Source organism: Flavobacterium gawalongense (assembly GCF_007097265.1).
Lineage (GTDB): Bacteria > Bacteroidota > Bacteroidia > Flavobacteriales > Flavobacteriaceae > Flavobacterium > Flavobacterium gawalongense.
Window position 1 is genome coordinate 1 of sequence record NZ_VJZP01000051.1, and the last position, 13,001, is coordinate 13,001.

General features: G+C 32.5%; 12 protein-coding genes and 1 pseudogene. 12 read left to right on the forward strand and 1 reads right to left on the reverse strand.

Features of this window, described 5'->3' with window-relative positions; all coding sequences use genetic code 11:
- Nucleotides 1-147 precede the first annotated feature (147 nt).
- Nucleotides 148-465 (reverse strand): annotated as a pseudogene (locus FNW38_RS18030) (IS982 family transposase); the annotation flags it as partial.
- 214 nt (nucleotides 466-679) lie between these two features.
- On the opposite strand from FNW38_RS18030, the gene FNW38_RS16590 reads away from it, so the two are divergent.
- The 12 genes from FNW38_RS16590 to FNW38_RS16645 all read left to right on the forward strand — a co-directional run bounded on the left by FNW38_RS16590 (nucleotide 680) and on the right by FNW38_RS16645 (nucleotide 12,874).
- On the forward strand, nucleotides 680-1,474 hold the full coding sequence (locus FNW38_RS16590; RefSeq protein WP_143388921.1) for a 3-keto-disaccharide hydrolase: 795 nt from the start codon (nucleotides 680-682) through the stop codon (nucleotides 1,472-1,474).
- A 154-nt stretch (nucleotides 1,475-1,628) separates the two neighbouring features.
- Complete coding sequence (locus FNW38_RS16595) at nucleotides 1,629-2,858, forward strand: HD domain-containing protein (protein ID WP_143388920.1); 1,230 nt, start codon at nucleotides 1,629-1,631, stop codon at nucleotides 2,856-2,858.
- Between the two features lie 40 nt (nucleotides 2,859-2,898).
- Complete coding sequence (gene lpxD, locus FNW38_RS16600) at nucleotides 2,899-3,942, forward strand: UDP-3-O-(3-hydroxymyristoyl)glucosamine N-acyltransferase (RefSeq protein ID WP_143388919.1); 1,044 nt, start codon at nucleotides 2,899-2,901, stop codon at nucleotides 3,940-3,942.
- Nucleotides 3,935-5,323: a bifunctional UDP-3-O-[3-hydroxymyristoyl] N-acetylglucosamine deacetylase/3-hydroxyacyl-ACP dehydratase gene (locus FNW38_RS16605; protein ID WP_143388918.1), complete on the forward strand. Its 1,389-nt coding sequence runs from the start codon at nucleotides 3,935-3,937 to the stop codon at nucleotides 5,321-5,323. Before lpxD ends, FNW38_RS16605 begins: the two co-directional genes overlap by 8 nt.
- A gap of 86 nt (nucleotides 5,324-5,409) precedes the next feature.
- Nucleotides 5,410-6,195, forward strand: a complete 786-nt coding sequence (gene lpxA / locus FNW38_RS16610) for an acyl-ACP--UDP-N-acetylglucosamine O-acyltransferase (protein ID WP_143388917.1) — start codon at nucleotides 5,410-5,412, stop codon at nucleotides 6,193-6,195.
- Nucleotides 6,196-6,365: 170 nt separating this feature from the next.
- A complete protein-coding gene (efp, locus tag FNW38_RS16615) occupies nucleotides 6,366-6,932 on the forward strand; it encodes an elongation factor P (RefSeq protein ID WP_143388916.1) in 567 nt (188 codons plus the stop codon).
- 69 nt (nucleotides 6,933-7,001) lie between these two features.
- Complete coding sequence (locus tag FNW38_RS16620) at nucleotides 7,002-7,931, forward strand: UDP-3-O-(3-hydroxymyristoyl)glucosamine N-acyltransferase (RefSeq protein WP_143388915.1); 930 nt, start codon at nucleotides 7,002-7,004, stop codon at nucleotides 7,929-7,931.
- Between the two features lie 2 nt (nucleotides 7,932-7,933).
- Nucleotides 7,934-8,296 carry a nuclear transport factor 2-like protein gene (locus FNW38_RS16625; RefSeq protein WP_143388914.1) on the forward strand — a complete coding sequence of 121 codons (363 nt, stop codon included), beginning with the start codon at nucleotides 7,934-7,936 and terminating at the stop codon, nucleotides 8,294-8,296.
- An 86-nt stretch (nucleotides 8,297-8,382) separates the two neighbouring features.
- Nucleotides 8,383-9,255: a succinate--CoA ligase subunit alpha gene (sucD, locus tag FNW38_RS16630; RefSeq protein ID WP_143388913.1), complete on the forward strand. Its 873-nt coding sequence runs from the start codon at nucleotides 8,383-8,385 to the stop codon at nucleotides 9,253-9,255.
- Nucleotides 9,256-9,470: 215 nt separating this feature from the next.
- Nucleotides 9,471-9,893, forward strand: coding sequence for a hypothetical protein (locus tag FNW38_RS16635; protein WP_143388912.1), 423 nt, complete (start codon nucleotides 9,471-9,473; stop codon nucleotides 9,891-9,893).
- 127 nt (nucleotides 9,894-10,020) lie between these two features.
- Complete coding sequence (fabG, locus tag FNW38_RS16640) at nucleotides 10,021-10,767, forward strand: 3-oxoacyl-[acyl-carrier-protein] reductase (protein WP_143388911.1); 747 nt, start codon at nucleotides 10,021-10,023, stop codon at nucleotides 10,765-10,767.
- A 79-nt stretch (nucleotides 10,768-10,846) separates the two neighbouring features.
- Nucleotides 10,847-12,874, forward strand: coding sequence for a hypothetical protein (locus FNW38_RS16645; protein WP_143388910.1), 2,028 nt, complete (start codon nucleotides 10,847-10,849; stop codon nucleotides 12,872-12,874).
- Nucleotides 12,875-13,001: the final 127 nt, after the last annotated feature.

A 13,001-nucleotide genomic window follows, 5' to 3' on the forward strand; every position in this document is an offset into this window, starting at 1 on the left:
AGAAAGATGGTAAATTATAAATAAATGTCAATAAAATCAGTACTTAATAAGTGCGACCAAAGTGCCTATACCTAAAAATATATTTAGCCACAGATTCACAAATTTTAAATTTGAAATAAAATTAGTGAGTTAACCAGTTGGGTGTAATTAAATGATTTGTGGTTTAATATTATTTATTGGTCTGTCAAAAATAAATTTATTAATATATTGAATCAATGTTAACGTTGTTATTTTTGCTTAAATTCTTGTTTTAAAATCTTCAAATGTTTTAGCATAATTTCTTCTTATCAGGAACTGGTAACATAATTGTGAAAAAAAAATTAATTCTTTTTCTTGATTTTCTAAAGATTTAAGGTGTGGTTTATAATTTTTTGATTAACTGTCATAGGTGTTTCTAATGTAAAATTTGTAGATTGAAAAAAAGTCTAATTGAATTGTTTTAGACAAATAATCTTTATCACCAATTCATTTTTACAGATTTTAATCGTGTTATAAGTGAAAATTTAGGTACAACATGAATTGCCTGCCATCGCTATAGTCCCGTTCGTACATGCAAAATAATTAAATAGAATCAAATCAGGAATAAAAAATGCAGTTGTGATATTTTTTTCGCTCCTAATGTAAAACAGAACGATTTTATTATAATTTTATACTTTTATCAAACCAAACCAAATTATTTATGAAATCGAATGCAATTAGAAACTATTTTTTGAGTATCGCCCTATTTTCAATGACTGTTGCCATGGCACAACACGACTACGTCAATACGCCACCAGCGGTGTCTCCAATGCCCATGAAGCCTGAAATGACTGAAATATGGGAACCGCAAGTAAAAGTAATCACTCCGTCTAAAAAGTTAGGAGATGCACCTTCTGATGCTATTGTTTTATTCGACGGTAAAAACTTGGACCAATGGGTTAGTCAAAAAGATGTTACAAAGCCAGCTCCTTGGAAAATAGTGGATAAGGAATATATGGAAGTAGTAGATGGTTCTGGAGCGATTCAAACAAAAATGCAATTTGGGGATTGTCAGTTACATGTGGAGTGGAGCGCACCTGATGCAGTGGTTGATGGAGGACAATGGCGAGGAAATAGTGGTATATTTTTGCAAAACAGATACGAACTCCAAGTATTGGATTCTTATAATAACAGAAGCTATAGTAATGGTCAAGCCGGAAGTATTTATAAAGATGTACCGCCTTTAGTCAATGCAATGAAAGCTCCTTTAGAATGGAATACGTACGATATTGTTTATACCGCGCCGCGCTTCAAAGCTGATGGAAGAATAGATGCACCGGCAAGAATCACGGTATTGCAAAATGGAGTGTTAGTTCAAAATAATGCAACTATAAGCGGATTGACACTTTATATTGGTTTACACAATTATCCTTCACCACATGGCGACGATGTAATTGCTTTACAAGAGCATGGTTGTAAGACGCAATTCAGAAACATCTGGATTAGAAAACTATAAAAAGAATTAAAAGGAGAGCTAAAAACTCTCCTTTTTTAATATTTATACTACTAACGAGAAGGTCTATTTTAGTGGATTCAAAATCACCATAACAAACGGTTTCTATTTTAAAGTCTAATTTCCTTATATTTGTTGACCAAAAAATAAAGTTATAGTGAGTCAAATCAATAAGCTAAAAATATTCAATGATCCCATTTATGGGTTTATTACCATCCCCAATGCCTTAATTTACGATTTAGTTCAGCATCCTTATTTTCAACGCTTGCGCCGTATTTCCCAAATGGGTTTGTCGTATTTGGTTTATCCTGGAGCAAATCACACTCGTTTTCATCATGCTTTAGGTTGCATGCACCTGATGCAAAAAGCGGTTGATGTATTGCGTTTTAAAGGTGTTTTGATTTCTCCAGAAGAGGAAAACGCTTTGTACATTGCCATTTTATTGCATGATATTGGTCACGGTCCGTTTTCACATGCGATGGAAAAAAGCATTGTCGAGGATGTGCATCATGAAGAAATATCATTGTTATTCATGAATCAACTGAATGTGGAATTCGACGGTCAGTTGAGTTTGGCCATTCAGGTTTTTAAAGGAGAATATGACAGAAAATTTATGTTACAACTGATTTCCAGTCAATTGGATATGGATCGAATGGATTATTTGAAACGCGATAGTTTTTATTCGGGTGTGGCAGAAGGAAATGTGAATTCAGAGCGATTAATCCAAATGATGAATGTGGTCGATGATTTTTTGGTTATTGAAGAAAAAGGAATTTATTCTGTAGAGAAGTTCTTGATGTCCAGAAGATTAATGTATTGGCAGGCGTATTTGCACAAAACGAGTTTGGTAGCAGAGTTAATTTTGACGAAAGTCTTAAAACGTGCCAAAGAATTGACTTTAAAAGGAATTCAATTGCCTTGTAGCGAGCCGTTGCTTTTTTTTATGCAAAATAAAGTTACCTTAGACACTTTTGATACTGAAAACTTAGATTTGTTTTCCCAATTGGATGATTTTGATATCATTAGTGCTTTAAAATCTTGGCAAAAACAAGATGATTTTATATTGTCATCTTTAAGCAAAATGATTGTTAACAGGGATTTATTAAAAATAAAATTAACCAGCGAAAAAGTTGCGATAGAAGAGTTACAACCGTTGAAAGAACGTTTTGCGTTGGACAATAATATTTCTTTATTGGAAACCAATTATTTTATTTTTAAAGGTAAAATAAAAAATCAAGCGTATAGTAAAGAAGCCGAACCGATACGAATTTTGAAAAAAGACAGAACAATTGAAGACGTTATAGAATCTTCTGATCAGCTGAATTTAAAATCGTTATCTAAATTGGTGACCAAGTATTATATATGTTTCCCAAAACAACTTGCATAAAATGAACATTTAAAATCTATTTTTTTATATTTTTGTCGCAATGAAATTTACAGCAGAACAAATAGCAGGGATTTTAGAAGGAGAAGTTGTTGGGAATCCTATGGCAGAAGTTTTTAGATTGTCAAAAATCGAAGAAGGGGCTGAAGGCTCACTTACTTTTTTGTCAAATCCTAAATATCTTAATTATATATATTCCACAAAAGCCTCTGTAACAATTGTTAATGATACTTTTGTTCCGGAATCACCTCTAGCCACAACATTAATAAAAGTGCAAGATGCCTATGCGGCATTTTCTAAATTATTAGAATTTTACAATCAGGTAAAGTTAAATAAAAGTGGGATAGAGCAACCTTCTTTCCTTTCGCAAAGCGTAAAATACGGAGATAATTTATATCTTGGTAGTTTTAGTTATGTGGGACAGAATGTAATTTTGGGTGAAAATGTAAAAATATATCCTAATTGTTTCGTTGGAGATAATGTAACAATAGGAGATAATGTGATATTATTTGCTGGTGCAAAAATTTATTCGGAGACAATTATTGGAAATAATTGCACGATACATTCTGGAGCAATAATAGGTGCTGATGGTTTTGGTTTTGCTCCAAATCCTGACGGAACTTATACAAAAATTCCACAAATAGGAAATGTAATTATTGAGGATAATGTTGATATAGGGTCCTGTACTACAATTGACAGGGCTACAATGGGTTCTACAATTATAAGAAAAGGAGTGAAGCTTGACAATCAAATTCAGATTGCCCATAATGTCGAAATAGGAGAAAATACAGTAATTGCCGCTCAAACTGGTATTGCCGGTTCTACAAAAATTGGCAAAAACGGAATGATTGGTGGGCAGGTAGGAATTGCGGGTCATTTAAACATTGGTAACAATGTCCGGATTCAGGCTCAATCTGGTGTAGGAAGAAACATAAAAGATGACGAAATCTTACAAGGAAGTCCTACATTTGGATACAATGATTTTAGTAAATCGTATGTATATTTCAAGAATTTACCTAAAATTGTTGCAGAAATAGAGGAATTAAAAAAACAAATATTAAACCAAAAAAATGGAAAAAATGGTTAAACAGAAGACCATCAAAACAGAAATCTCGCTAACTGGAGTTGGATTACACACAGGAAAAGAAGTTAAAATGACTTTTAAACCTGCTCCAGTCAATAATGGTTTTACTTTTGTTCGAATAGATCTAGAAGGACAACCTATTATTGAGGCTGATGCAAATTATGTTGTAAACACCCAAAGAGGAACCAATTTAGAAAAACTTGGTGTTAAAATTCAAACACCAGAACATGTTTTAGCAGCATTAATTGGTTGTGATTTGGACAATGTTATTATAGAACTAAATGCTTCAGAGCTGCCTATAATGGATGGGTCATCTAAATATTTTGTTGAAGCCCTTGAAAAAGCAGGAATCGAAGAACAAAATGCCAAAAGAAATGTATATGTGGTAAAAGAAGTTATTTCTTTTACTGATGAAGCTACAGGTAGTGAAATATTAGTGATGCCAAGTGATCATTATTCGGTTACTGCAATGGTTGATTTTGGTACAAAAATATTGGGTACTCAAAATGCTACAATGAAAAACATTGCTGATTTTAAAACTGAAATATCTGAATCCAGAACTTTCAGCTTTTTACATGAATTAGAATCATTATTGGAAAATGGTTTAATAAAAGGAGGTGATTTGAATAATGCCATCGTTTATGTAGACAAAGAAATTTCGGCATCAACCATGGAGAGTTTAAAAGTCGCTTTTGGAAAAGACGAAATAACCGTTAAACCGAATGGTATTTTAGACAATCTTACGTTGCACTATCCAAATGAAGCGGCAAGACACAAACTGCTTGATGTAGTGGGTGATTTAGCTTTAATTGGAACTAAAATACAAGGTAAAGTAATCGCCAATAAACCTGGACATTTTGTGAATACACAATTTGCCAAAAAAATGGCGAAAATTATAAAAATAGAACAAAGAAATTATGTTCCAGTTTATGATTTACATCAAGAGCCTTTAATGGACATTCATAAAATTATGGCTGTTCTTCCTCATAGACCTCCATTTTTATTGATCGACAGAATTATTGAAATGTCTGAAAGTCATGTTGTGGGTATGAAAAACGTTACAATGAATGAAAATTTCTTTGTTGGACATTTCCCGGAAGCTCCAGTAATGCCTGGTGTTTTAATTGTTGAGGCAATGGCACAAACAGGAGGAATTTTAGTATTAAGTACGGTTCCGGATCCTGAAAATTATTTGACTTATTTTATGAAAATAGACAATGTCAAATTCAAACAAAAAGTATTACCAGGTGACACTTTGATTTTTAAATGTGATTTAATAACGCCTATCAGAAGAGGAATTTGTCATATGCAAGCGAATGCTTACGCAAATGGGAAACTAGTTGCTGAAGCGGAATTAATGGCACAAATTGCAAAAAAACAATAGATTTGGATTAAAAACGTTACAATTGCATCTGAAAAAGAAGTAGTTGATGTTTTTATTCTGATAAATATAAAAATAAAAAAAAGCTGATGAATCAACCACTAGCATATGTTCATCCTGGCGCAAAAATCGCCAAAAATGTTGTTATAGAACCTTTCACCACTATCCACAATAATGTTATTATTGGAGATGGAACTTGGATAGGTTCAAATGTTACCATTATGGAAGGCGCGAGAATTGGAAAAAACTGTAATATATTCCCTGGTGCGGTAATCTCAGCAGTCCCACAAGATTTGAAATTTGGAGGTGAGGATTCTTTAGCGATAATTGGCGATAATTGTACGATTAGAGAATGTGTAACCATTAACAGAGGAACGATTGCATCCGGACAAACTACTTTAGGTAATAATTGCCTAGTTATGGCAACGGCACATATTGCGCATGATTGTCACATAGGTGATAATGCAATTATAGTAAACGGAGTAGCTTTGGCTGGTCACGTTACTGTAGGTAATTTTGCGGTTATTGGAGGGTTGGCAGCAATTCATCAATTTATTAGTATAGGAGATCATGCGATGATATCAGGTGGTTCTTTGGTAAGAAAAGATGTTCCGCCATATACAAAAGCGGCTAAAGAACCTTTATCTTATGTTGGAATTAATTCTGTTGGATTAAGAAGACGTGGTTTTACAACTGAAAAGATCAGAGAAATCCAGGATATCTATAGAATTCTGTATCAGAAAAATTATAATACCTCTCAGGCATTAGATATTATCGAAGCAGAGATGGAAGCAACAACAGAAAGAGATGAAATTATTGATTTTATCAGAAATTCGTCAAGAGGAATAATGAAAGGATATTCAGGGAACTACTAATCCCCACCCCAGCCCTCCCCGAAGGGAAGGGAGTGTAAGCGTAACTATATTGCAAAAAATATAACGTAGTACAAAATAAAACAATAGTATAAAATAATAAGTAACACATTTCCATCCAGTCTCCCTCCCCTTCGGGGAGGGCTGGGGTGGGGAAAAACAAACAAAAAAAAATGGCATCTACATCAGACATTAAAAACGGATTGTGTATTAAATACAACAACGATATTTACAAAATCATAGAATTTCTTCACGTAAAACCAGGAAAAGGACCTGCTTTTGTTCGAACAAAACTAAGAAGTTTGACCAATGGGAAAGTATTGGATAATACTTTTTCTGCAGGACATAAAATTGAAGAAGTTAGAGTAGAAAACCATAAATTTCAATATTTATATCCAGAAGGTGATTTGTTTCATTTTATGAATACGGAAACTTTTGAGCAAATTTCTTTGAATAAAAACATCTTGGATTCACCAGGATTGTTGAAAGAAGGTGAAAATGTAATGGTAAGTATTAATACGGAGACTGATTTGCCTCTTTCAGTAGATATGCCAGCATCAGTAGTTCTTGAAGTGACTTATGCCGAGCCAGGAATTAAAGGAAATACAGCTACAAATGCTACAAAATCAGCAACTGTTGAAACAGGTGCAACTGTAAATGTTCCTTTGTTTATCAATGAAGGAGACAAAATTAAAATTGATACTACATCAGGTTCTTACATGGAACGCGTAAAAGAGTAAATTACAGTTTTCGGTATTCAGTTTGCAGTCAAACTGAATACTGGACATTGAATACTGAACACTAAATTTATGAAATTCCAAAAAGTTTACTCTTTAGAAGAAATTGCAAATATCATCAACTGTGAATATGTGGGTGATGCTAATTTTCCTGTTTCAGGAATGAATGAAATTCATGTTGTCGAATCAGGCGATATTGTTTTTGTTGATCATCCGAAATATTATGATAAAGCGTTGAACTCAACAGCGACTATTGTTTTAATAAATAAAAACGTTGATTGTCCGGATGGAAAAGCATTATTAATTTCTGACGATCCTTTTAGGGATTTTAATAAATTAACTAATTTTTTTAAGCCTTTTCAGTTTTCAAATGTTTCAATAGCTGCTTCAGCTTCTATAGGTTCAGGGACTGTAATACAGCCTAATGCATTTATTGGGAATCATGTAGTTATTGGAAAAAACTGTTTAATACATTCTAATGTTTCTATATATGATCATACCGTAATTGGAGATAATGTAATTATTCATGCAGGAACAGTTTTGGGTGCTGATGCTTTTTATTATAAAAAACGTCCCGAAGGTTACGATCAGTTACTTTCAGGTGGAAGGGTAGTCATTAAAGATAATGTTGGTATTGGAGCACTTTGTACCATTGATAAAGGAGTTACAGGTGATACAACCATTGGAGAAGGAACTAAAATTGACAATCAGGTACATGTAGGTCATGATACCGTGATTGGAAAAAAATGTTTGATTGCTTCACAAACCGGAATAGCAGGTTGTGTAATTATTGAAGATGAAGTTACTATTTGGGGGCAAGTAGGAACCACTAGCGGAATTACAATAGGAGCGAAGGCAGTCATTCTTGGTCAAACAGGAGTTACAAAATCAGTAGAAGGTGGTAAATCTTACTTTGGTACGCCAATTGAAGAATCAAGAGAAAAATTGAAACAACTGGCTAATATCAAAAAGATACCAGAAATTCTAAATAAACTAAAATAATTATGTCTGCTAAAGAAATCGTTCAGAAATTTTATAAATCTGATGCTTTAATTGATAGTGAAGTCATGAAAGATTTCTTGCATCCAGACATAATTGTTGAATGGAATAGCAGTAAAGGATTTATTGAGCTCAATTATGATTCGTTATTAAATTTAGCCAATGATTTAAGCAAAGCATATGTTCGATCTAAAGTGAGAATAAGTCATATTATAGCAGAAAATGATTTAATTTCGGTACGTTATTCTCATTTTGTAAAAACAATAGAAAATCCCAGAGAAGAAATGTTATTGGCACATTTTATAGCTATTTGGCAAATAAAAGACAATAAATTGTTCAGAGGGTATCAAATGAGTCAATTATCATAATATATTTTGACAAAAAAAAGCTTCAAAATAATTTACAAAACCTTACTTTTGCATCACAATTTTAAAAACTACATAAAATATATATCATGAGTGTTTTAGTTAATAAAGATTCCAAAATAATTGTTCAAGGATTTACAGGAAGCGAAGGAACTTTCCATGCTTCTCAAATGATTGAGTACGGTACTAACGTTGTTGGTGGTGTAACTCCAGGAAAAGGTGGGACGACTCACTTAGACAGGCCCGTTTTCAATACTGTAAAAGATGCTGTAGAACAAGCAGGAGCTGATACTACTATCATTTTTGTACCACCAGCTTTTGCTGCTGATGCAATTATGGAAGCTGCAGATGCAGGAATAAAAGTAATTATTGCAATTACTGAAGGAATTCCTGTGGCTGATATGATAAAAGCAAATAGTTATGTTAAGGAAAGAAATTCTAGATTAATAGGTCCGAACTGTCCAGGTATAATTACGCCAGGTGAAGCAAAAGTAGGTATTATGCCAGGTTTTGTTTTCAAAAAAGGAACTGTTGGTATTGTTTCAAAATCAGGAACTTTAACTTACGAAGCAGCTGACCAAGTTGTAAAACAAGGATTAGGAATAACTACTGCAATTGGAATTGGTGGAGATCCAATAATTGGAACAACGACAAAAGAAGCAGTAGAATTATTGATGAATGACCCAGAAACAGAATGTATCGTAATGATTGGTGAAATTGGAGGGCAATTAGAAGCTGATGCGGCTCATTGGATCAAAGCTGATGGTAACCGTAAACCAGTTGTCGGGTTCATTGCAGGAGTTACGGCTCCAGCAGGAAGAACTATGGGACATGCAGGTGCTATTGTTGGTGGATCTGACGATACTGCCGAAGCTAAAAAACAAATCATGAGAGAATGTGGAATTCACGTTGTAGATTCTCCAGCTGAAATTGGTAAAAAAGTAAAAGAAGTTTTAGGATAATCTAACCTAAATTAAATATTTTAAAAGCCCCACAATTTGTGGGGCTTTTTTATTATAAATTGAATTAAAGAAATATCTTTGCACTTTATTAAATTGATCTGTTTTTTCAGATGTAATCCAAATAAGAGCAAACATAAACGAATGGTTTCTAATGAACCTCACGATTTTGTGGGGTATTTTTTTGTAGAAACCAATTCAAATAAAAATAAAATAATATGTACAAAGAGTTAAAAAAATTCAAAGTTAGCAATCAGTTTTCATTCACTATAGACGATAGTTTAGAAGAAGTTTGTAATGCTTCAGAAGGATCTGGAGTGTTTTTAGTTTATTCGGTAGGGGATGAAAAAGAGTTAATTATGGTTGGTTCTACTGGAACTGTTCAGAATAACGGAACTTTGAAAATTAAAAATGGTGGTTTAAAAGATAAAATTGTAGAAGGACACCAATTTGCAAAAACAGGGAGAAAATATTCTTGGCCAGCACAAATGAAAATCGAAGATATCAGTACACTTGAAGTGGTTTGGTATGAAACATTTAACGATAAGACAAAAGTAATACCAACATTCGTAGAAGGACAAGTTTTACAAAACTTCCTTGACGAAAATGGAAGATTGCCAAAATGGAATGTAGCTTTTTAGTACATTTTCAAAAATTATTAAAAAAAGCTTTACTTCGGTAAGGCTTTTTTTGTACTACAAATTTCATAAAACGCCTAAATAATCTATATTTGTACATCAAAATAATAAACATACTTATCATTATAATATGAAATTACTAGAAGGAAAAGTTGCCATAATTACAGGCGCGAGCCGCGGAATTGGAAAAGGAATTGCAGAAGTTTTTGCAAAACACGGTGCAAATGTTGCATTTACCTATAGTTCATCAGTAGAATCAGCTTTGGCTCTTGAAAATGAATTAAATGCGCTTGGTATTAAAGCTAAAGGATATCAATCCAATGCAGCTGATTTTAATGAAGCACAAACTTTTGTGGATGCGGTTTTAGCTGAATTTGGAACTGTTGATATTCTAATTAACAACGCCGGAATTACTAAAGACAATCTTTTGATGCGCATGTCCGAAGAAGATTTTGACAAAGTAATTGATGTTAATTTGAAATCGGTTTTCAATATGACTAAAGCAATTCAAAGAACTTTTTTGAAACAACGTTCTGGTTCAATCATCAATATGAGTAGTGTAGTAGGCGTGAAAGGGAATGCGGGTCAAACCAATTATGCTGCATCAAAAGCCGGAGTTATAGGTTTTACAAAATCAGTGGCGCTTGAATTAGGTTCTCGTAATATTCGTTGTAATGCAATTGCTCCAGGATTTATTGAAACGGAGATGACTGCAAAATTAAGTGATGATGTGGTACAAGGTTGGAGAGACGGAATCCCATTGAAACGTGGTGGAACTACCGAAGATGTTGCGAATGCGTGTCTTTTCTTTGCTTCAGATATGAGTGCATATGTTACTGGACAAGTTATGAATGTTTGTGGAGGAATGCTTACTTAACATAATTTAAAGATTTAAAAATTGTTTGTTGAGATTCGTTTTTAAATTCTTAAATCTTTCAATCTTTGAATTCAGGTATATGACTACAACTACCATTTTATTAATAGTACTTTCTTTAGTAATAGCCGGTAGTTTGTCATTTTACCAATATTTATACAAAGCCAAAAACAAATCGAAAGTCAGTTTGTTTCTGGCTTTTTTACGTTTTTCGTCCATTTTTGGAATATTGTTGCTTTTAATCAATCCAATAATTACTAAGAACACACTTGAAACCGTAAAAACACCATTGCCTATTGTTGTAGATAATTCCAGTTCCATTTCTTTTTTAAATGCTAAAGAAAAAGCATTAGAATTGTATAAAAAATTGATTTTAAATTCAGCCTTGCAAGATAAATTCGATGTTCTATCCTACCAATTTGATGGTGAATTTCAACAATCAGAGCTATTTGATTTTAAAGGAACCCAAACCAATCTGGATGCCGTAGCTAAAAACCTTAAAAGCATTAATGAAAATATTTTTTTTCCAACCGTAATCATAACCGACGGAAATCAAACTTCAGGAAGTGATTATGTATATGGTTTTGATGCAGCCAATAAAGTATACCCATTAATTGTGGGAGATACAACTACTTTTTTAGATTTTAAGATTAATCAACTGAATGTAAATAAATATGCTTTTCACAAAAATAAATTTCCTGTAGAAGCATTTTTGCACTATTCTGGAACTAAAAATAGCACTGCAGATTTTATTATTTCGCAAGGAAATTCGGTTATTAGTAAACAGCGTATTTCATTTTCACCATCAAAAAAAACGGCTATTATAAATGTCTTTTTACCTGCAAATAAAGTCGGTTTACAGGTTTTTAAAGCCACGATTTCATCTAAAGAAAACGAGAAAAATACGTATAATAATACCAAGAATTTTGCGGTAGAAGTAATTGACCAAAAAACTAACATTGCTATTGTTTCAGCTATAAATCATCCGGATATCGGTGCTTTGAAACATGCAATTGAAACTAATGCGCAACGTAAAGTAACTTTAATTAAACCTAATGATATCAAATTATTACAAGATTATACTATTTTAATTTTATACCAACCCACAGCTGAATTTAAATCGGTTTTTGATACTACAAAATTAGCTGGAATTAACACATTCATTATTACCGGAAACAATACTGATTTTAATTTTTTGAATCAACAACAGAATAATTTGTCATTCAAAATGAGTGGTCAAAAAGAAGATTATTTGGCAGAATTTAATTCTCAATTTAATCTCTTTGCAATTGATAATATTGGTTTCGAAAATTTCCCTCCTTTGCAAAATATTTTTGGAAATGTTACTACAAATGGAAATATTTCGGTATTGCTTTCTTCCAAAATTAGAAATATAGATACTAATGCTCCTTTATTGGCTTTTACTGAAAATCAAGGCAAGCGAACGGCTTATTTTTTAGGGGAGAATAGTTGGAAATGGCGTTTGCAAAGTCATATTGATAACCAATCCTTTGAGAAGTTTGATGTTTTTATAGACAAGATTATCCAATTTTTAGCTTCTAATAATTCAAAAAAATCATTGGTTGTTGAACATGAAAGTTTCTATAATTCAGGAGAAGCAATTGAAATTTCCGCACAATATTTCAATAAAAACTATGAGTTTGATGAGAAAGCAAGTTTAACTATTGCTGCAACTGATACCAAAACGAAACAAACAAAAAATTACGATTTACTAAAAAGCAATAATTCTTATAAAGTCAATCTTGATGGACTTACGGCTGGAAATTATGATTTTTCGGTAAAAGAATTGAATTCAAAAACAACCTATTCCAGTCATTTTGAAATTCTGGATTTTGATATAGAAAAACAATTCGTTAATCCTGATGTAAAGAAACTAACACAATTAGCTACACAAACAGAAGGGAAAGCCTATTTCCCGGATCAGATAGATGTATTGATAAAATCACTATTGGATAATGAAGAATACAAAGCCGTTCAAAAGAATAGTGTGACCAAAACACCTTTGATTGATTGGGTTTGGTTACTTGTTTTAATTTTTATTTTTCTTTCAACAGAATGGTTTGTTAGAAAATATAACGGATTGTTGTAGATTAAGTTATAATTTTTGCCACGAATTACACAAATTCAGCATTAATTTTAATTACTCACCTTACGCAAAAAACATCTCAAAAAATATTGTTTTAACATTTTCATTGTTAACAACTTATATTTCATAA